Origin of the sequence: Roseovarius tolerans, from assembly GCF_028885395.1 — a bacterium.
Classification (GTDB): Bacteria; Pseudomonadota; Alphaproteobacteria; order Rhodobacterales; family Rhodobacteraceae; genus Roseovarius; species Roseovarius tolerans.
Window position 1 is genome coordinate 2,760,611 of the sequence record NZ_CP118494.1, and the last position, 19,377, is coordinate 2,779,987.

Annotated in this window: 19 protein-coding genes; 10 read left to right on the plus strand and 9 right to left on the minus strand. The window is 65.9% G+C overall.

All coding sequences use genetic code 11. The annotated features are described in order from the left end of the window. Positions 1 to 90: 90 nt before the first annotated feature. Complete coding sequence (locus PVU19_RS13590; protein WP_082237637.1) at positions 91 to 1,608, minus strand: ABC transporter substrate-binding protein; 1,518 nt, start codon at positions 1,606 to 1,608, stop codon at positions 91 to 93. 171 nt (positions 1,609 to 1,779) lie between these two features. Between PVU19_RS13590 and PVU19_RS13595 the strand changes: the two genes are divergently transcribed. Continuing rightward, positions 1,780 to 2,571, plus strand: coding sequence for an IclR family transcriptional regulator (locus tag PVU19_RS13595; RefSeq protein ID WP_050662987.1), 792 nt, complete (start codon positions 1,780 to 1,782; stop codon positions 2,569 to 2,571). A gap of 85 nt (positions 2,572 to 2,656) precedes the next feature. Then, a complete protein-coding gene (locus PVU19_RS13600) occupies positions 2,657 to 3,946 on the plus strand; it encodes an NAD(P)H-dependent oxidoreductase (protein ID WP_050662986.1) in 1,290 nt (429 codons plus the stop codon). A gap of 55 nt (positions 3,947 to 4,001) precedes the next feature. Here PVU19_RS13600 and PVU19_RS13605 read toward each other — a convergent pair whose 3' ends face one another. Further along, entirely contained in the window at positions 4,002 to 6,011 is a 2,010-nt protein-coding gene (locus PVU19_RS13605; protein ID WP_082237634.1) for a TonB-dependent receptor domain-containing protein, read from the minus strand. A gap of 243 nt (positions 6,012 to 6,254) precedes the next feature. On the opposite strand from PVU19_RS13605, the gene PVU19_RS13610 reads away from it, so the two are divergent. Genes PVU19_RS13610 through PVU19_RS13625 form a run of 4 tightly spaced genes read left to right on the plus strand, consistent with a single transcriptional unit; the run spans position 6,255 to position 10,012 of the window. After that, positions 6,255 to 7,304, plus strand: coding sequence for a hemin-degrading factor (locus PVU19_RS13610; protein ID WP_050662984.1), 1,050 nt, complete (start codon positions 6,255 to 6,257; stop codon positions 7,302 to 7,304). Further along, complete coding sequence (locus PVU19_RS13615) at positions 7,301 to 8,185, plus strand: heme/hemin ABC transporter substrate-binding protein (protein WP_050662983.1); 885 nt, start codon at positions 7,301 to 7,303, stop codon at positions 8,183 to 8,185. Before PVU19_RS13610 ends, PVU19_RS13615 begins: the two co-directional genes overlap by 4 nt. Then, positions 8,163 to 9,230 carry a FecCD family ABC transporter permease gene (locus tag PVU19_RS13620; RefSeq protein WP_050662982.1) on the plus strand — a complete coding sequence of 356 codons (1,068 nt, stop codon included), beginning with the start codon at positions 8,163 to 8,165 and terminating at the stop codon, positions 9,228 to 9,230. The genes PVU19_RS13615 and PVU19_RS13620 overlap by 23 nt, the downstream gene beginning before the upstream one ends. After that, positions 9,230 to 10,012 (plus strand): heme ABC transporter ATP-binding protein, encoded by a 783-nt coding sequence (locus PVU19_RS13625; protein WP_050662981.1) that lies wholly within the window; start codon positions 9,230 to 9,232, stop codon positions 10,010 to 10,012. The genes PVU19_RS13620 and PVU19_RS13625 overlap by 1 nt, the downstream gene beginning before the upstream one ends. A 272-nt stretch (positions 10,013 to 10,284) precedes the next feature. Here the strand turns inward: PVU19_RS13625 and PVU19_RS13630 are convergent, their stop codons facing one another. Both PVU19_RS13630 and PVU19_RS13635 read right to left on the minus strand, forming a co-directional pair. Next, positions 10,285 to 11,190, minus strand: a complete 906-nt coding sequence (locus PVU19_RS13630) for a fatty acid desaturase (protein ID WP_050662980.1) — start codon at positions 11,188 to 11,190, stop codon at positions 10,285 to 10,287. Beyond that, a complete protein-coding gene (locus PVU19_RS13635) occupies positions 11,183 to 11,389 on the minus strand; it encodes a DUF2061 domain-containing protein (RefSeq protein ID WP_050662979.1) in 207 nt (68 codons plus the stop codon). Before PVU19_RS13635 ends, PVU19_RS13630 begins: the two co-directional genes overlap by 8 nt. Positions 11,390 to 11,496: 107 nt before the next feature. On the opposite strand from PVU19_RS13635, the gene PVU19_RS13640 reads away from it, so the two are divergent. Then, the gene (locus PVU19_RS13640) at positions 11,497 to 12,357 is read left to right on the plus strand and encodes a helix-turn-helix domain-containing protein (protein ID WP_050662978.1); all 861 of its coding nucleotides are present in this window, start codon (positions 11,497 to 11,499) and stop codon (positions 12,355 to 12,357) included. 282 nt (positions 12,358 to 12,639) lie between these two features. Here the strand turns inward: PVU19_RS13640 and PVU19_RS13645 are convergent, their stop codons facing one another. Beyond that, positions 12,640 to 13,545: a LysR family transcriptional regulator gene (locus PVU19_RS13645; RefSeq protein WP_050664287.1), complete on the minus strand. Its 906-nt coding sequence runs from the start codon at positions 13,543 to 13,545 to the stop codon at positions 12,640 to 12,642. Positions 13,546 to 13,650: 105 nt separating this feature from the next. Between PVU19_RS13645 and metF the strand changes: the two genes are divergently transcribed. Next, on the plus strand, positions 13,651 to 14,517 hold the full coding sequence (gene metF / locus PVU19_RS13650) for a methylenetetrahydrofolate reductase [NAD(P)H] (RefSeq protein WP_050664289.1): 867 nt from the start codon (positions 13,651 to 13,653) through the stop codon (positions 14,515 to 14,517). Positions 14,518 to 14,578: 61 nt separating this feature from the next. Then, positions 14,579 to 15,103: a PaaI family thioesterase gene (locus PVU19_RS13655; protein WP_050664286.1), complete on the plus strand. Its 525-nt coding sequence runs from the start codon at positions 14,579 to 14,581 to the stop codon at positions 15,101 to 15,103. On the opposite strand, the gene PVU19_RS13660 is transcribed toward PVU19_RS13655, so the two are convergent. The 3 genes from PVU19_RS13660 to PVU19_RS13670 form a co-directional block, all read right to left on the minus strand. Beyond that, positions 15,072 to 16,484 (minus strand): FAD-binding oxidoreductase, encoded by a 1,413-nt coding sequence (locus tag PVU19_RS13660; RefSeq protein WP_050664285.1) that lies wholly within the window; start codon positions 16,482 to 16,484, stop codon positions 15,072 to 15,074. The two genes, PVU19_RS13655 and PVU19_RS13660, sit on opposite strands and share 32 nt — an antisense overlap. Positions 16,485 to 16,564: 80 nt before the next feature. Then, the gene (locus PVU19_RS13665) at positions 16,565 to 17,038 is read right to left on the minus strand and encodes a CoA-binding protein (RefSeq protein ID WP_050664284.1); all 474 of its coding nucleotides are present in this window, start codon (positions 17,036 to 17,038) and stop codon (positions 16,565 to 16,567) included. 192 nt (positions 17,039 to 17,230) lie between these two features. Continuing rightward, a complete protein-coding gene (locus tag PVU19_RS13670; protein WP_050664288.1) occupies positions 17,231 to 17,530 on the minus strand; it encodes a hypothetical protein in 300 nt (99 codons plus the stop codon). Positions 17,531 to 17,644: 114 nt separating this feature from the next. Here PVU19_RS13670 and PVU19_RS13675 point away from each other — a divergent pair, with 114 nt between their 5' ends. Next, positions 17,645 to 18,547: a hypothetical protein gene (locus PVU19_RS13675; RefSeq protein WP_050664283.1), complete on the plus strand. Its 903-nt coding sequence runs from the start codon at positions 17,645 to 17,647 to the stop codon at positions 18,545 to 18,547. Here the strand turns inward: PVU19_RS13675 and rlmB are convergent. Continuing rightward, a complete protein-coding gene (gene rlmB / locus PVU19_RS13680) occupies positions 18,529 to 19,305 on the minus strand; it encodes a 23S rRNA (guanosine(2251)-2'-O)-methyltransferase RlmB (protein ID WP_050664282.1) in 777 nt (258 codons plus the stop codon). The two genes, PVU19_RS13675 and rlmB, sit on opposite strands and share 19 nt — an antisense overlap. Positions 19,306 to 19,377: the final 72 nt, after the last annotated feature.

The following is a 19,377-nucleotide window of genomic DNA, read 5'->3' on the forward strand; positions in this document are numbered from 1 at the left end:
GGCCCCTCGTTTTCTGGCAGGTCGCTGGATGCGCGGGCGACGGGGGTTACGGAGGGCCGCAATCGCGGCCCCCCGCTCAGACGGTGTGGATCACTTCCACTCCATCGTGGTGAACCGCAGCACCTCATCGGCGGTCGGCGTGTACTCCACCTCGTTGGTGGACACGTAGTTGGTGTTGTACGAGAACATCGGCGCCCAATAGGCCTGCTCGGTGATCCGCTCAATGGCCTTGGTGTAGTTCTCGATCCGGGTTTCGGCATCGGTCGCACTGTCGGCCACTTCCAGATCGGCCAGAACCTGATCATCGCGCGCATCGTCAAGCGAGCCGTGCTTGAAGAACTGGCTGACCATCGCCGACGCGTCATTGACCGAGAAGCTGCCCCAGGTCAGGAACGCCAGCGGCACATCGCCAGTCATGTTCAATTCGCGCAGCGCGGAGTACTGCAGGAATTTGAAGTCCGACTTGATGCCGACCGCATTCAGATAGCTCAGGATTGCCTCGGCATATTCCCGGTCGCGGTACGCGTAGAACTCGGTCGTGAACCCATCGGGATAGCCTGCCTCGGCCAAGAGCGCCTTGGCCTTCTCGGGATCGTATTCATACTGCGTCGCGGCCTCTTCCACACAGCCGAACTGGCTCGGGAAACAGGGCGTCCAGACCACCTTGGACTTACCCTTGAGCAGCGCCGCCACCAGTTCTTCGCGGTTGATCGCGTGGTTGACGGCTTGGCGTACTTTGAGGTTGGTGAACGGCGTATCGCCCGAGCGCCCGGCGGCGTCCATCGACAGATACCCCACCCGCATGGTGGATTCGTTGGTGACGGTGAATTGATCCATCTCCGCCAGCTTTTCCGCCTGATCCGCAGGCACCTGCCAGATCAAGTCGAGCGACCCGCTGAACAGCTCCGCCATCTGCGTGTTGACGTCCGGAATGGTGCGGATATCGACATTGGCGATCTCGGGCTGCCCCTTGGGGCTGTCATGGTAATTCTCGTTCTTCTCCAGTACGAAATGCTGCCCCGGCGTCACCGACACCACCTTGTAGGGACCGGTGCCCACCGGCTCCAGCCCCATGCCCGACGGACCCGCCTCGGCGTAATACTCATTGGGGTACATCGACACCGGACCGGACAGGAATTCGATCGCCGCAGGGAACTTGTCCTTGAGATGGATGCGCACGGTATACTCATCGATCTTCTCGGCCGACTTCATCCAGTTCACATTGCGCTGCGTCTTGACGCCGTTTTCTTCCTTGGCCACGAAATTGACCGTGTAGACCACGTCATCGGCGTTGAACGGCTCGCCATTGTGAAAGGTCACGCCCTCGCGCAGCTTGAATTCCAGCGTCAGGTCGTCGACCCACTCCCAGGACGTGGCAAGGTTGCCCTTGTATTCGTTGGTGGCCGGATCGCGGTAGATCAGCCCGTCCCAGACCGCGCGCTGCAAAACGACGCCCTCACGCGAGGAATTGAAGTAGCTGTCGACGTTCTCCAGCTCCTTGGTGAAGGCCACGCGCAGCGTGTCATTGGCCTTGTCGGCATAGGCCGCGCCAGACGCCGCGACGATCGCCAGACCGGCAATCGCATGTCTCAAAGAGGACTGTTTCATGTCTCTCTCCCTATGTTGGTCGCGCGCCGATATGGCGAGGCGCGTGATGTTGGCTTTTCGTTGACGTATCATATTATGATACATATAATCGCCATATGATCCATTAATGCGAACATCCTTCACCACGTCAAGCCCGGGTTGCGACATCCGGCCACATTTTACGAGAGATGCATGAAAACAAAGCAGGATACCCTCTACGTCGGATCGCTCGCCAAGGGGTTGCGCCTGTTGCGCGCCTTCGACGAGGGCCATACCGACCTGTCGCTCGGTGAACTCGCGCAGCGCACCGGGCTCGACAAGAGCGCCACACAGCGCCTCGCCAACACGCTGCATGTCGAAGGCATGCTCGACAAGGACCCGGTCACCCGCCGCTTTCGCCCCTCCCATGCCTGGCTGCAGATGGCCTATGCCTATTACTGGTCCAACCCGCTGATCGGTCAGGCGATGCCCAAGCTGATCAATCTCAGCCAGGAGTTGGGCGAGACAGTGAACCTCGCCGAAATCTCCGGCGATCACATCATCTATGTCAGCCGCCTGCCCTGCAAACGCACCTATTTCGCGGCCACCATCATCGGGCGGCGCCTGCCCGCGCTCTCCACCTCGGGCGGGCGCGCGATCATCGCCACCTTCCCCGAAGACGAGCGCCGCCACGCCATCGAGACATGGCCGATCACGCCCTTCACCCCCAGCACCACGCTTGACCGCGCAAAGATCGCAACCAGCATCGACGACGCTGCGCGGGACGGATTCGCCGTCTCCACCGGGCAGATGATTCTCAACGAGATCGGTGTCGCCAGCCCGATCATCGGCCATGACGGGCGCGCCTTCGCCGCCGTGCAATGCTCGGTCTCCGCCCATACATGGACGCGCGAACGCATCGTCGCCGACATCCTGCCCAAGCTGCAGGACACCGCCAACGCCATCTCTCCCGCCTTCCGCGCGCATCGCGCAGGCGGGGCCTGACCGGCGTCCGATCCGGCAAAATCCGCTTGCACTCCGCCCCGGGCCAGAGTGTCCTGCGCCCGAAACGCAAGCGGAGGAGACAGACATGAACCTGGCAAGATTGGCGGCAGAGGCAGGGGCGCGCGGCACACCGGTGCGCGCGGGCCTCATCGGCGCGGGCAAATTCGGCTCGATGTTCCTCAGCCAGGCACCCACCATCGCCGGGCTCGAGGTCAGCGCCATCGCCGATCTCTCGCCCGACCGCGCGCGCAGCGCCTGCGCCGCCGTGGGCTGGGACGAGAACCGCATCGCCGCCACCGCCTATCTCGAGGACGGCGCGGCGCTGGCCGCGCGCGACGATGTCGACGTGGTGATCGAGGCCACGGGCAATCCGCGCGTCGGCATCACCCATGCCCGCGCCGCCATCGCGGCGGGCAAGCACATCGTCATGGTCAATGTCGAGGCCGACGTGCTCGCCGGTCCCGCGCTCGCGTCCGAGGCGCGCGCGGCGGGCGTGGTCTATTCCATGGCCTACGGCGATCAACCGGCACTTGTCTCGGAGATGGTCGATTGGGCCCGCGCCACCGGCTTTCACGTCACCGCCGCCGGCAAGGGCACCAAGTACCTGCCCGCCTATCACGAGGTCACCCCCGATGACGTCTGGTCGCATTACGGCCTGACGGCGCAAGAGGCGGCTGCGGCGGGCATGAACCCGCAGATGTTCAACTCCTTCCTCGATGGCACCAAGAGCGCGATCGAGATGGTCGCCATCGCCAATGCCTGCGGTCTCGACGTGCCCGACGCGGGCCTCGCCTTCCCGCCCTGCGGCGTCGATGATCTCGCCCATGTGCTGCGCCCGCGCGAGGTGGGCGGCCAGCTTGACCGGCGCGGCATGGCCGAAACGGTGTCGTCGCTCGAACGCGACGGCCGCCCGGTATTCCGTGATCTGCGATGGGGCGTCTACGTGGTGCTCGAGGCCCCCAACGACTACGCCGCCGCCTGTTTCAAACAATACGGGTTGCCCACCGATTCCACCGGGCGCTTTGCCTCGATGTACAAACCCTTCCACCTGATCGGTCTGGAACTGTCGATCTCAGTCCTGAGCGCCGCCTTGCGCCACGAGCCCACCGGCCAGTCCCGCGAGATGCGCGGCACCGTCGCGGCGGTGGCCAAACGTGACCTCACAGCCGGAGAGGTGCTCGACGGCGAGGGCGGCTATACCGTCTGGGGCAAGGCACAGCCCATCGCCCGCGCCGGCCACGCCCTGCCCATCGGCCTTGCGCATGGCGTGGCAATGACCCGCGACGTGGCACGCGGTGCGGTGCTCGGCTTCGATGACGTGACGCTTGGTCCCGACCCGGTGGTCGATCTCTATCGCGGGCTCATCGCGGGCTGACAGGCACGCCAAGGGCCCGCCGCGCGCAAGACGCGGCAGGCCCTCATCCCGCAACTCAGAACGTCTTGGCCAGCGTGAACTTGAAGTTCCGCCCCACCGCGGGACGCGTCGCCAGATTGGGCGTGAACTGTTCGTCGAACACGTTGTCGATCCCGACCCGGAACTCGGTGTTCTCCCAGACGCCCTTGCCCTTGGGGGCGATCGTGGCGCGCAGGTTATGCGCCGTGTAGCCCGCGTCGCGCGCCCCGTTCACGGTGATCGCATCGGCACTCACCACCTCCCAGCTCAGATCGTAGATGTCGTTGAACACCTTGCCGACCGTCAGCCGCAGGTTATCCGCCGCCTGATTGCGCCAGTCGCTCACCAGCCCCGCCTGCGTGACCTCCTCACCCTCCGCAAGGGTGGCGTTGAGATCGATGTAGAACCCGTTCTCCATTGCATAAGAGGCCTCGATCTCCACCCCTTCGGTGCGAATTTCCTCCAGCGGGTTCTGCGCCGCCGTGGCATCGACAAAGGAATTCACGTCCCATAACTCACTGTCGAAGTAATTGACCTTGAGCGCCAGCTGATCCCCGGCCCGCAGCGCGCCGCGCCGCTCGTAAGAAAAGCCCACCTCGTAGCTGCGCGACTTCTCGCTGCGCGTCACGCGGCCCGGAAATTCCAGATCGTCGATGATCGGCATCACCTCGGTATAGGCCGCACTGCCAAAGACCGCAAAGCCGTTGCCGAACGCATAGCGCAGCGACAGCCCGCCCATCAGCGCATCCTTGCTGAACGTCCCGTCATTGGGGGCGGTGTCGCCCCTCACTGTCGAACTTTCATAGCGAATCGCGGGCGTCACCGTCCACGCCTCGCCGATGTCGATCTCGTTGACCGCAAAGAACGCCCAGCGTTCATCCTCGCCACCAGGTGCTGCAAAGGCATTGACCCGCTCGCGGTTGATATACTCGATCCCTGTCGTCAGGTCATGCACCAGCGCCCCGGTCTGAAAGAACGCCGTGTTCTTGAGGGTCAGCGTGGTCGTCTCATACTCGTGATCGGCATCCAGCAGGTCCGAGCAGATCGACGTCGGCGCAGGCGGGCTTCCGGGGCACGAAACCGCCGCCTGCGTGATTACCTCGTCGACATGCGAATATTGCAGCGACAGATCCACCAGATCGTTCAGGGGGTTGTAGCCATAGCTCAGGATCGTGGTCTTGCTCTCGATCTCGCGGTCGACATTGCCGAAAAACGTGAGGTTCCCGAAACTGTCATAGGGCACATCGAATTGCGAACTTTGCGTCTCCTGGAAACTCGCCTCCAGCGAATGCGCCTTGTCATCGCCAAAGCGATATTTGCCCTTGATCAACCACGACGGATCGTCGACCCGGTCGCGTCCGGGGTTGATCACGTCGCCGTTGCCATCCTCCGGAAAACCAAGGCTCCGATCCACGTAGTTGAACATGAACCCCAGATCCTCATTCACCTGCCAGGCCCCGATGGTCGATGTGGTGACACCGTTGCCATTGGTCTGAAACTCCACCGTCTGCCGCAGCGCGAGGCCGGTCTCACCGCCGGTCACATCCTCGGGGTCGATGGTCTCCAGCCGCACGACACCGCCGACCACGCCAGAGCCGTATTCGAACGAGCCCACCGTGCCGCGCAGCACCTCCACCTCCCGGAAGAGAAACGGATCGGTGAACAATTGCGTGCCGATACGGTAAAGCTCTTCTGCCCCCCGCGTCGCCCCGTCCACCTGTATCAGGACCTTCTGATCGGTGCCGAAGGTGCTGTTCGACCCGAACCCCCGGATCGAGATGCCCGACCCCTGCGCCGTGTCGCCATTGACCAGCGCCACCGACGGCACCGTGACCAGCAATTCGGCCACCGATCCGGCCTGCCGGTCGCGCAGTTCCTCCTCGTCGATCACCGTCACCGGCGTTGCGGTCTCGGTCTGCACCGCCCGCTTGCTCTCGCCCAGCGTCAGCGTCCCCAGAAATCCCTCCGCGCCGTCCTGCGCCAGCAATGGTGCCGCCGCGCATAGGCAGGTGCTCGTCAATAGCGCGAGTCTCAGATGGTTTGTCATGTCCCCGTGTCCCCTTCTCGTCTTGCAGACATTGGCTTTCACGCCGCTGTGCTTGCGAAAGGCTGGCACGGTCGTTTTTGGTTGAAATGAGTGCGATACGCCGACGTTCGGCCTGCGCTCTTGCACCCCTTACCCATTTGTGACTAAAAGAGTCAACATTGCGATTCACCCGGATCGTCACATAAGCCACGTCCGCATCGACCGCGACGCAGCCACCCCTTTGCATCAGATCAAGAGGTAGGCATGGCCCCCATAACCCCCGAAACAATCCGCGCCTTTCAGGCCGAGAACCCGAAACTGCGCAGCCGCGATCAGGCCGACACCTTGGGTATTTCCGAGGCGCAGCTTGTCACCGCCTCGGTTGGCGCGGGCGCCACGCGCATCGCGGCGCATCCCGATCAGGTGATGGCGGCGGCGCAGAAACTCGGCGAGGTGATGGCACTCACTCGCAACCCCTCCTGCGTGCATGAAAAGGTCGGGCGCTACGACAACTATCACAGCGGCAAACACGCCGCGATGATCCTCACCCCCGATATCGACCTGCGCCTCTTTTCCAGCCATTGGTGCCACGCCTTCATGGTCGAGACCGAGGCCGACACCGGCCCCCGTCGCAGCCTTCAGGTGTTCGATGCCGCAGGCGACGCGGTGCACAAGATCTTCCTGCGCGACGGCTCCTCGCTCGCCGCTTGGGACGCGCTGCGCCTGTCGCAGGCCCTGCCAGATCAGGGCCAGACCCTCGATGTGGCCCCGCGCCAGCCCACCGAACCGGCGAAATCCAACCCCGAAAAGGTCGAGATTTTGCGCGACGAATGGCAGCGCCTGACCGACACCCACCAGTTCCTGCGCCTGACCTCCAAACTCAGGATGAACCGCCTCGGCGCCTACCGCATCGCGGGCGCGCCCTTTGTGCGCGCACTGGCGCCCACAGCGGTGGACACACTCCTCACCCGCCTCGCCGAAGACGCCACCGAGGCGATGATCTTCGTCGGCAATCGCGGCTGCATCCAGATCCATTCCGGCCCGGTCCACACGCTCAAAGCCATGGGCCCGTGGCAGAACGTGCTCGATCCCGGCTTCAACCTGCACCTGCGCCGCGACCATATCACAGAGGTCTGGGCAGTCGAGAAGCCCACCCAGCGCGGCCCCGCCATCTCGGTCGAGGCCTTCGATGCCGAGGGCGGGCTGATCCTGCAGATCTTCGGCCTGCGCAAGGACGACCGCGACCACCGCCCGGCCTTCGGCGCGCATGTCGCCGCCCTGCCGGACCGCGCCGATGCAGAGGTGCCCGCATGACCCGTCTCACCCGCCGCACCCTGCTCGCGCAGGCCACCGCGCTCTGCGCCCTGCCCGCCTTCGGCCAGTCCTGCGACCGCCTGCTCTCGATCGGTGGCTCGGTGACCGAGATCGTCCACGCGCTCGGCGCGGGCGACCGGCTGGTGGCGCGCGACACCACCTCCACCTACCCGCCCGAGGTGACCGGCCTGCCCGATGTGGGCTACGCCCGCGCGCTCAGCCCCGAGGGCGTGCTCTCGGTCGCCCCCGACCGGATTCTCGCCATCGAGGGCGCGGGCCCGCCCGAGACGATCAACGTGCTCAAGGCCTCGGGCCTGCCGCTCACCACCGTGCCCGAGGCCAGTGACGGCCCCGGCATCCTTGAAAAGATCGCCGTGGTGGGCCATGCGCTCGGCCTGCCCGACCGCGCCGCGACGCTCATCGCCGAGACCCGCGCCGCACTCGACGCGACAGCCAAGGCAACCGCGCAAATCGCCCCCGGCGATGCCAGGCGCGTCCTCTTCATCCTCAGCCTGCAGGGCGGGCGCATCCTCGCCGGTGGCACCGGCACGCAGGCGGCGGGCATCATCGACATGGCGGGCGCGGTCAATGCCGTGGACGCATTCGAGGGCTACAAGCAGATCACCGACGAGGCGGTCAGCCGCGCCGCCCCCGACGTGATCCTGATGATGGATCGTGGCGGCGATCACGCCATCGAGGACGAGGTGCTCTTGTCCATGCCCGCGATCCGCACCACCCCCGCCGCCACGACCGGCGCGGTGATCCGCATGCAGGGGCTCTATCTTCTGGGCTTCGGTCCGCGCACAGCGCAGGCCGCGCGCGACCTGCACAGCGCCATCTATGCAACGCCCGGGGCCGATGATGACACTGACCCAAGCTGAGAGGATCGAGGCGCAGCCCCGCGACCGCCGCGCCACCGCCCGGCAGGCGCATCTGTGGCTCGGGCTGCTGCTCGTTTCGGTCTGCGCGATCAGCCTTGAAAGCGGCGCGTCGGGCGTCTCGCTCCTCGGCCTCGTCACCGGCAGCGCGCAGGACGACACCCTCGCCCGCATCATCCTGTGGGAGGTGCGCCTGCCCCGCATCGCCATGGGCGCGCTTGTCGGTGCCGCACTCGCCGTGTCGGGCGCGGTGATGCAGGGGCTCTTTCGCAACCCGCTCGCCGATCCCGGCATCGTCGGCGTCAGCGCGGGCGCGGGCTTGGGCGCGATCACCGCCATCGTGCTGGGCGGGCTGCTGCCCCCGGCGCTCCAGTCCCTCATCGGCATCTACACCGTGCCGCTTGCGGCGTTTGTCGGCGGCTGGGCCTCGGTGCTGCTGCTCTACGGGGTGGCCACGCGCGGCGGGCGCACTTCGGTCGCGACGATGCTGCTGGCGGGCATCGCGCTCGGGGCGCTCTCCGGCGCGGTCTCGGGGCTGATGGTCTATGCCGCCGACGATCAGCAATTGCGCGATCTGACCTTCTGGGGCCTCGGCTCGCTCGCCGGGGCGACATGGGCGAAGCTTGCCACCGCCGCGCCGATCATCGGGCTGGCGCTGGTTGCGGCCACCACCCTCGGGCGCGGTCTCAACGGGTTGGCATTGGGCGAAGCGACGGCGCTGCATCTCGGCATCCCGGTGCAGCGCACCAAGACCCTCGCCATTCTCACCGTCGCCGGGGCCACGGGGGCCGCGGTCGCGGTCTCGGGGGGCATCGGCTTTGTCGGCATCGTCGTGCCGCATCTCTTGCGGCTGGCCACCGGGCCGGATCACGGCCCCCTTCTGATCAACAGCGCGCTTCTGGGCGCAAGCCTGCTTTTGAGCGCCGATATCCTCAGCCGCCTGCTCATCGCACCCGCCGAATTGCCCATCGGCATCGTCACCGCCGTGCTCGGCGCGCCGGTCTTTCTGTGGATATTGCTGCGGCGGCGCGGCCTGGTGGACCTGTGATGCTGTGCGCCGATCATGTCTCGCTGTGCCTCGGCGGCATCGCCATCCTGCACGATGTCAGCCTCTCGGCGCGCGCAGGGCACCTGACCGCGATTGCAGGCCCCAACGGCTCGGGCAAGACCACGCTTTTGCGCGCGCTGACCGGCGAGATTGCGGCCCGGGGCACGATCACCATGGATGGTCTGCCCGTGCATCCGCGCCACGCCATGGCCCTCGCCCCGCGCCGGGGCGTGCTGCCACAGGCCGCCCGGCTGGCCTTTCCCTTCACCGTGATCGAGGTCGTGCGCATCGGTCACGGCGCAGGGCGTTTCGCGCACCGCCCCGACCTGCCGCTGCGCGCGCTGGATCATGTCGGGCTGCGCCAAATGGCCAGCCGCACCTACCAGGACCTGTCGGGCGGCGAACAGCAGCGCGTGCAACTCGCCCGCGTGCTCGCCCAGATATGGGAGCCATTGGGCCCCGACGGCCCCAACTGGCTCTTTCTCGACGAGCCGGTCTCCAGCCTCGATATCGGCCATCAACTGGGCGTCATGCGCCTCGCCCGCGATTTTGCCGCGCGCGGCGGCGGGGTCGTGGCGGTGATGCACGATCTCAACCTCACCTCGATGTTCGCCGACCAGGTGGTGATGATGCAATCGGGCCGCGTGGTGGCCGAGGGCACGCCCGAGACGGTGATCACCTCCGAAACGCTCTCGGCGGTCTATGGCTGCGATCTCGCGGTCAGCGTGCCCCCGCCCGGCAACCGGCCCTACATCCTGCCGCAGAACGCCCGGGCGGGCTGAGGCAAGGGGTGGGGTAGAATATTGGGCTGAAGCGAAACTCCGACTGAAGCACCCTGCGCGAAACGCGGCCGAAGGCCGCCGCGCATCGTCATGCCGGAGGCATGCCTTCGGCATGACGCCGCCCCCCGGCGCGGCGATTTGGTTGCAACCTGCTCTGCGCTTGGATGTTTTTCGGGCTTGGCTGGCATAAAGCACTGCCAAACCAGCGTAGGATCGCCACACCGCGGCAGACGATGCACGGCAACGGCAACTTCAGACCACAACCACTCCCCCTACCCCCGCCACCACGGCCACAGCGGATGCGCCACCGGATCCTTCGCACGCCACAGATAGTCACGAAAGACCTGCCCGTAAGACTGGTAGACATAGCCATCGTTGCGCCGCCGGTAATGCGCGCGTCGCGCCGCATAAAGCCCCGGCAACCGGTACCACGACACCTCCGGATGCATGTGATGCACCACATGCAGATTGTTGTTCAGAAACAGCAACGCCAGCGGCCCCCGGTCCTCGACGATCACGGTGCGCCCGCTCGCCCGCGCATGCGCGCGATGCTCCAGAAAGGTGCGGATCTTCAACAGCGCGATCCCCAGCCACACCGCCAGCAGGTAGCCCCAGACCGGCATCGCGGCCACCCAGACCCAGGCCAGCACCACCGCCACCTGCGGCACATGCCACAGCCATGCCTCCCGCACGCCCCGATCCCCGGCGCGGATCGCCTGCCAGTCTGCCCGCAGAAACGCCCATTGCGCGATAAACGGCCCCAGGATCATCCGCCCCGCCAGCGTGTTGTTGGCCCGCAGAACCGCCCGCGCCCAGCCCGGCAGGCGGTCCCACACGCTCGGGTCCAGGTAATTCGATTCCGGGTCGTCATAAGGATCGGTCAGATGTTCATCCCGGTGATGCGCCAGATGGGTGTCGCGAAATCGCCTATAAGGAATCATCAGGCACAGGCAGGGAAAGACCGCCGCCTCGTTCCAGACGCGCGCCCTGAACGGATGGCCGTGCAGCGCCTCGTGGCACAGCGACGACTGCAGCGCGATTGCCACCCCGGTGACACAGATCCCCAACGGCAGCCAGACCGCAGCCCCCCATGTCGTGCCCAGAAGCCACACCGCGTAGCAGGCGATCAGCAACAGCAGGGTGGGCCATTCCACCGCCCCGCGCCGCGCCTCATCCATGACAGCGGCCCCATCCGATGCGCGACCAGACGCGTTCGTAGAGCACATAGGTAGTGAATCCGATCGCGGTATTGATCACCGCCATCAGCCCGCCCGCTGTCAGCGAGCCGGTGACGATCAACCCCACCACCGCCATGACCGTAAGCCCGATCAGGTTCCAGATCACCGCCTTCACGATGCTGCGCAATCGCGTCTCCATGTCTCCTCCATTTGATTGAACGATGCGCAGAGAATGCTTTCGATTTGATTGACCGGCCATTTCGGAAATGGTTAACATTTTTCCGCATTTGTGATTTAAATCACCATATGAATGAAAAACTCGACAAACGTCTGCGCGCCACGCTGTTTCGCACCCGACTGGCCGAGGCGATGCGCCTGCGCGACACCAATCAAAGCGCGCTCGCCCGCGCCATCGGGGTGGACCGCTCCACCGTGTCGCAACTGCTGACCGGCACCGGCGCGCGCCTGCCCAATGCGCAGGTGGTGGGCGAATGCGCGGGCGCGCTGGGCATCTCCGCCGACTGGCTTCTGGGCCTCACCGACCGGCCCGAAACCGCCGCCGACATGCTCGCCAACACGCTCTCGCTGACCGAGGCCCCCCGCGCGCTGGTCGATGAACAGATCTTCGCCTGGCACAAGGAGGCGGCGGGCTACAAGATCCGCCACGTCCCCGCCGGTCTGCCCGACATGCTCAAGACCCGCGCCATGCTGCAATGGGAATACGCGCCCCACCTTGGCCGCTCCACTGATCAGGCGATCGGGGCCTCCGAGGACCGCATGGCCTGGATGCGCGCCGCCCGCTCGGATTACGAGATCGCCCTGCCGCTCTTCGAGATCGAAAGCTTTGCGCGCGGCGAAGGCTATTACCGCGACCTGCCCGAAGACATCCGCCGCGCCCAGCTCGACCATTTCATCGCCGTGACCTCCCAGCTCTATCCCGGCCTGCGGCTCTACCTATTTGACGCCCGCCGCCTCTATTCCGCGCCAGTCACGATTTTCGGCCCGCTCCTCGCTGTGCTCTATCTGGGACGCAACTACCTTGTGTTTCGCGATACCGAGCGGGTGCAGGCGATGACGCTGCATTTCGACGGGCTGCTGCGCGAGGCAGCGATCAGCGCCCGCGCCCTGCCCGACCACCTGCGCGCCCTGCGCGACGAGGTCGGCTAGGGAGATACACGACGTGCCAGATGGACCGACGCGAATGGCCTGTTGCTGCCGTTCACGTGCATCCCCAATGCGCGGAATCAAGGTGCCGCAGGCACCGCCGCGCAGCGCCCGACCGCCCCCTCGGGCGGGCGCTTTTGCAATGTATCAAGCCATTGATAACGCGGAGGTGTTTGGCTGGCATAAAGTGCGGTCCACCGAGGTTGCTGCGCCCACCCGGCGGTCGGGCACCGCGCGGCTCATCTCTGAAACCGCCAAAGTCCGCCCCATGCCGACACCCCCACCCTAGCCCCGCTGCAACCGCACCGGAATTTCCCGCGCAAGACGAATGAGATGCGCCATATAGGGCTTGTCCGCATCCTCGTCGCGGATCGCCGCATAGAGCCGCTTGGTCTTGCCAGCTTCCGTCAAGGGCCGCGTTACATAATCCGTGCTCGTCTTGACCTCGCGCACCACCCAGTCGGGCAGCACGGCGACCCCGCGATTGGACGCCACCAACAGCAAGATCACCGCCGTCAACTCCACCTGCCGTATGCTGCGCGGCTCCACCTTGGCGGGCGTCAGCAATTCGGTGAACACATCCAGCCGCGAGCGGTCCACCGGGTAGGTGATCAGCACCTCGTCGCGAAAGTCACCAGCCTCGACATAGTCCTTCTGCGCCAGCGGATGCTGGCTCGAGGCCACGAAAACCGGCTCGTAATCGAAGAGCGGCTTGAAGCTGATCCCCGGCAGATCCTCCGGATCCGACGACACCACCAGATCGACCTCTTCCTTTTGCAATGCAGGCAGCGCGTCAAACGCGAGGCCGGGCCGGATATCCACATCCACCTCACCCCATGTCTTGCGAAACCGCTCCAGCACCGGAAAAAGCCACTCAAAACAGGCATGGCACTCGATGGCGATATGCATCCGCCCCGCGCTGCCCTCGCGCAGCCCCTCGAACTCATGCTCCAGCGCCTCGATCTCGGGCAAGATCTTCTCGGCCAGCCGCAACAGGCGCTGCCCCGCCGCCGACAGACGCAACGGCTTGGACCGCCTCACGAAAAGCTCCACCCCGGCCTGATCCTCCAACCCCTTGATCTGATGGCTCAGCGCCGATTGCGTAATGTGCAGCAGGTCCGCCGCGCGCGCCAATCCGCCCGCCTGATGTATCGCGCGGATCGTCCTGAGATGCCGGAACTCGATATGCATATATTAGCGCGCCTCATTCAAACCATGAATTTAATGAAGTTGTCTCACAATGCTGCGCCTGCAACAAGAGGGCGACAGTTCCAGCTTCCTCACAGGATGATCCCGATGAAAACGCCGCGCATCTCGTTCGAATTCTTCCCGCCCAAGACGCTCGAGGCGTCGTTCCGCCTCTGGGACACCGTCCACACCCTCTCGCCGCTCGATCCGCGCTTTGTCTCCGTCACCTATGGCGCGGGCGGCACCACGCGCGAGTTGACGCGCGAGGCCGTGGGCACGCTGCACAAGGCCACCGGCCTCAACGTCGCCGCCCATCTGACCTGTGTTGATGCCAGCCGCGAGGAAACGCTGGAGATCGCCGATCAGTTCGCCGCCGCAGGTGTCACGGAACTCGTCGCCCTGCGCGGCGACCCGCCCAAAGGCTCGACCGGCTTCACCGCGCATCCGCAAGGCTTTGCTGACAGCTGCGAGCTGATCTCGGCCCTCGCCGAGACCGGCAAGTTCACCATCCGCGTCGGCGCCTATCCCGAGAAACACCCCGAGGCCGCCGACAGCCGCGCCGATATCGACTGGCTCAAGCGCAAGATCGACGCCGGCGCGACCGAGGCGATCACCCAGTTCTTCTTCGAGGCCGACACCTTTTTCCGCTTCCGCGATGCCTGCGTCGCGGCGGGCATCGACGCGCCGATCATCCCCGGCATCCTGCCCATTGAGAACTGGACCGGCGCGCGCAAATTCGCCACCTCCTGCGGCACGCAGATCCCCGCTTGGCTCGACGATTGCTTCGACAAGGCGATCCGCGATGACCGTCACGACCTGCTCGCCACGGCGCTGGCCACAGAGCTATGCAGCGACCTGATCGAGGGCGGGGTGGAAGACCTGCATTTCTACACGCTCAATCGTCCCGAACTGACCCGCGATGTGTGCCACGCCCTGGGCGTCACACCCCGCGTCACGCTGCGCGACGTGGCCTGACGGCTTGCCCCCCGGCGCGGCGCGGCATAGCCTGCCCGCGCACGCGCCTTGGGGGACCACCATGCCGGATCACGCCACATCGCTCGACGATCTTCCCGACATGGCAGCGCTCTTGTCGCGCTCCGGGCTCGACTTCATGCGCGACATGATCGCGGGCACCCTGCCCGGCCCGCCCATCGGCGCGACCCTGGGGTTTCACCCCGTAGTGGCCGAGCCGGGCTGCGTCGTCTTCGAGGGCACGCCGACCTTTGCCGCGCTCAACCCGATGCGCGGCGTGCATGGCGGCTGGTATGGCGCGATCCTCGACAGTTGCATGGGCTGCGCGGTGATGACCGAACTGGCGCGCGGCGAGATTTACACGACGCTGGAATTCAAGACCAACATCACCCGCGCCCTTCCCATGGGCCGCGCGGTCCGCGCCATCGGCACCGTGCAGCATCGCGGCCGCTCAACGGGCGTCGCCACCGGCGGATTGCGCGGCGTCGAGGATGGCAAGCTCTACGCCACCGGCTCCACCACCTGCATCATCCTGCGGCCCGACACGAACGCCGATTTCAGCGCGCCAGCACCGCCCCCGGGTTCATGATCCCTTGCGGATCGAGCGCCGCCTTGATGCTGCGCATCGCATCCAGTTTCACCGGATCGCCATAGCGTTCCAGATCCTCGACCTTGAGCCGCCCGATCCCGTGTTCGGCACTGACCGACCCGCCCATCTCGTGCACCAGATCATGCACCGCCCGCTTGATCGCGTCGCGCTCGGCCACATGATCGGCGCGGGCGCGCCCGGGCATGGGAAAGACGTTGTAATGCAGGTTACCGTCGCCCAGATGCCCGAAACAGTTGATCCGGAACTCGCCGATCCCCGCGATCACCCCGGCCCCTCGCGTGATGAACGCCGGGACCTCCGACATCGGCAATGATATGTCGTGCGAACTGACCGATCCGATCCGCCGGTTCGCCTCGGGGATCTGCTCGCGCACCTCCCAGAACGCATGCCGCTGCGCCTCGGATTGCGCGATCATGCCATCGCTCACCAGCCCCGCCTCGAACGCTTCGGCAAAAAGCGCCTCCAGCGCCGCCGCGGGATCAAGCCCCCGCGCCAACCCCACGTCAATCAGCACGAACCACTCGGGCATCTCATCGAACGGCTGACGGATCTCCGGCAGCGTCTCGGCCAGGAATTCCAGCCCCTGCCGATGCATGATCTCGAAGGCGCTCACGCCCTCGCCCAGATGATCGCGCGCCAATGCCAAGAGGTCGAGCGCCGCGCGCGGCCCCTCCACCACCATCAGCGCCGTGCCCTCGCCATGGGCGCGCGGATAGAGCTTGAGCGCGGCGGCGGTGATCACCCCCAGCGTGCCCTCCGATCCGATCAGCAGGTTGCGCAGATCGTAGCCGGTATTGTCCTTGCGCAGCCGCTTCAGCCCGTGCCAGATCCGCCCATCAGGCAGCACCGCCTCCAGCCCCAGGCATAGATCGCGCGCATTGCCATAGCGCAGCACGTTCACCCCGCCCGCATTGGTCCCCAACAGGCCGCCCAACCGCGCCGATCCCTTGGCGGCGATGCTCAGCGGAAAGAGCCGCCCGGCCGCCTCCGCCGCGTCGTGAATATCCTGCAGGATCGCCCCCGCCTCGACGACCATCACGTTTTCCTCGGGCCAGATGCCGCGCACTGCGCGCATCCGCTCAAGGCTCAGGATCACCGGCACCGGGCCATCGGGCGCGATCTGCCCGCCGACCAATCCCGTGCCGCCGCCATAAGGCACCACCGGCACCCCCGCCTCGGCACAGGCGCGCACCACATGCGCCACGCCGTCCACGTCATCGGGGGCCAGCACCACGCCCTGCCCCTGCCAGCGCCCGCGCGGCTCTTCCAGATAGCGCGGCTCGGCCTCGCGAAAACTCGCGTCGGACAGGCCCGCGCGCAGGGTGTCGATGAATGCGGGTGTGGCGGAATTGAGCGTCATGACCCTTAGCTATCACAAGCCCGGCCCAAGGCCAGCCCGTTCCCCCGCTTCATCTTGCCATAAATATTCAGATCCGCGGCTCACAGCTTCGATGAGATCACCCCGGTGTTGAAGCCGCCCATCCGCAACTCGCCAAAGAGTCGCTGATACTCGATCTTCGGGCAGCGGTTCATCACCACATCCACCCCGCGCGCCCGCGCACGCGCGGCGGCTTGCGCGTGCTCCACCCCGATCTGCATCCAGACCGTCTGCAACCCGGGAAACATCTCCAGCGCCTCATCGACGATGGGCGGTACATGCTCCGACCGGCGAAAGATATCGACCATATCGACCCCGCCCTCGATCTCGGACAGCGACGCCACGATCCGTTGCCCGAACAGCATCTGCCCGGCATGGCCCGGATTGACCGGCACCACCTCGAATTTCTTCAGGCTCAGGTAGCGCGCCACGTAATAGGACGGGCGCACCGGGTTCATCGACACGCCGACCACCGCGACGCGCCGCGTGCGGGTCAGGATCTCGCGCAGGTGGGAATCACTGTAATCTTCGCTCATGGCGACCACTCAAGCACGAAGCGCGCCAAGAAAAAAGCGCCCAAGTAAACACTTGGGCGCCAGTCGCGGAACGAGGGACAGTGATATGAGACGCCGAGGTTCCGGATCGGCGTCTCTGGGACAGATGTAGGTCCGATTCTCAGAATATAAAGGGATTGTAATATAGCTGTGACTACCGGTGACGCCGCGCCCTCAGTCAAAGATATCCTCGACCACGTCCCAGATTTCCTCCAGCACCCGCCGCCCCAGGCCCTTGCGCCGCTTGGGCTTTTTCCTGCCACGCGCAGGGGCGCGGTCGTCGCGATACTCCTGCCGGGGCAGCGGCATCGGGCGTGTGTTGGCGCGGGGCCGCTCGATCTTGGCCTTGGGCATCGCCTTCATGTCATGCAACGGCGCACCACAGCTGGAACAGGCCAGTTCATGCCGGTCCCGGTCCAGCACCAGCGCCGCGCGCGTGCCGCAATAATTGCAAGTGGCGATCTTGTGACCCATGCGCCCCATATCGGTCAATTGACAGGGGTTTCCAAGGGCCCGCCCCACGAAACCGTCGCCCGGTTACGCGATACATGGTAAGGTTGTGGCATTTCCGCAAAAGGATTTCACCCAATGACCGACCTGCCAGACCCGCCCGCGCCGCCCACAGCCCCCCGCGATCTGCCGTTTGATATCGACCTGCGCCGCATCAATCTTAGCGTGGGCTACGTCGCCCTCGGCCTGCCGCTCTCGCTCGCCGTGATCTCGGTGCTGACCAACACCTGTTTCAACGCCTCGATCAGCCACTATTATTACAGCCGCATCGGCGGCGACATCCTCGTCGGCGCGCTCAGCTTCATCGGCCTCCTGCTGATGTTCTTCTACAGCTTCCGCGCACCGGGGCGCGAAGGCTGTCTCGGCTGGCACTGGTATGACGTGATGCTGCTGAAACTCGCGGGCGCGGCCAGCGTGGTGGTGGCCTTCGTGCCGACCACCGGTTCGGGCTGCACATATACCGGCGAGGTCGCGCGCGTCTTTCTCACCGATGCGGCGGGCTCACAGGGCTTTCACCCGCCCGGCGGCACCGTCACCGGCACCATCAGCTATGATTTCTGGGCCAGCTTCGCCCCCATCGGGACCGATGTGCCGCTTTTGCTGCAACTGGCGCATTTCGGCGCGGCGGGGGTGATGTTCATGATCCTGGGGTATTTCTCAGCCTATGTCTTCACCCGGCCCAATTCCACCGCCTCGCTGGTCGCGGGCAACCGCAAGGACCGGCGCAACGCGTGGTATCGCGTGCTGGGCAAGCTAATCTTCGCGGTCGTCGCCGTGCTCGGGATCAAGGCGCTGCTCTTGCAGGGTATACTCCCCGACGGCACCGCCCAGAACCTTGCCGCACTCTGGGACAGCCTGCGCCTGACCTTCGTGTTCGAGGCCACGGGCCTGATCGCCTTCGGCCTCAGCTGGATGATCAAGGGCCGCTTCCTGCCGGTGTTCGAGGATGCCGCCGCCCGCGCTCAGCCGCGCGCGGCATAAAGCGCCACCGCCGCCGCGTTCGACACGTTGAGCGAGCCGAAATCACTGGCGAACCCGATGCGCACCAGCGCATCGACCGTCTCGCGCGTGCGCGGGCGCAGCCCCGGCCCCTCGGCCCCCAGCACCAGCGCCACAGGCCGGTCGCGCCGGCCCTCCAGCGCGCTCTCGATGCTCGCCTCGGCCTCACCGGCCAGCCCCAGCACGACATAGCCCATGGCCTGCAACTCGGTGATCGCATCGGCAAGGTTGCGCACCCGCAGATAGGGTTGGCGCTCCAGCGCCCCGCTCGCGGTCTTGGCCAGCGCCCCGGTCTCGGGGGCGGCATGGTGGCGCGGCGCGATCACCGCCCGCGCGCCGAACACCTCCGCCGAGCGCAGGATCGCGCCGACGTTATGCGGATCGGTCACCCGGTCGAGCAGCACCACGCGCGGCGCCTGTGCGCCATCGCCCAGACAGACCTCCGACAGCGGCCCCCAGTCCAGCGGCTTGACCTCCAGCGCGGCCCCCTGATGCACTGACCCCGGATCGAGCGGCGCGGTGAACCGGCGCGGATCGGCCATTTCCGGCTCCAGCCCGCTCGCGACAATCGCCTCCGAGAGCTTGTCGGCGGCATTGCGCGTCACGATCAGCCGCAGCTTCTCGCGGCGCGGATTCTCCAGCGCATCGCGCACCGCATGCAGACCGAACAGCCACACGGTCTCGGCCGCAGAGGCCCGCCGCGCCTGTTCCTTCTCGATCACCCAACGGGGTTTTTTCATTGGGTTCATACCCCTCTTTTCAGGCGCGCGACCCTGCACCGGAGCGCGCTTATGTGCAAGCGATTTTCCGGT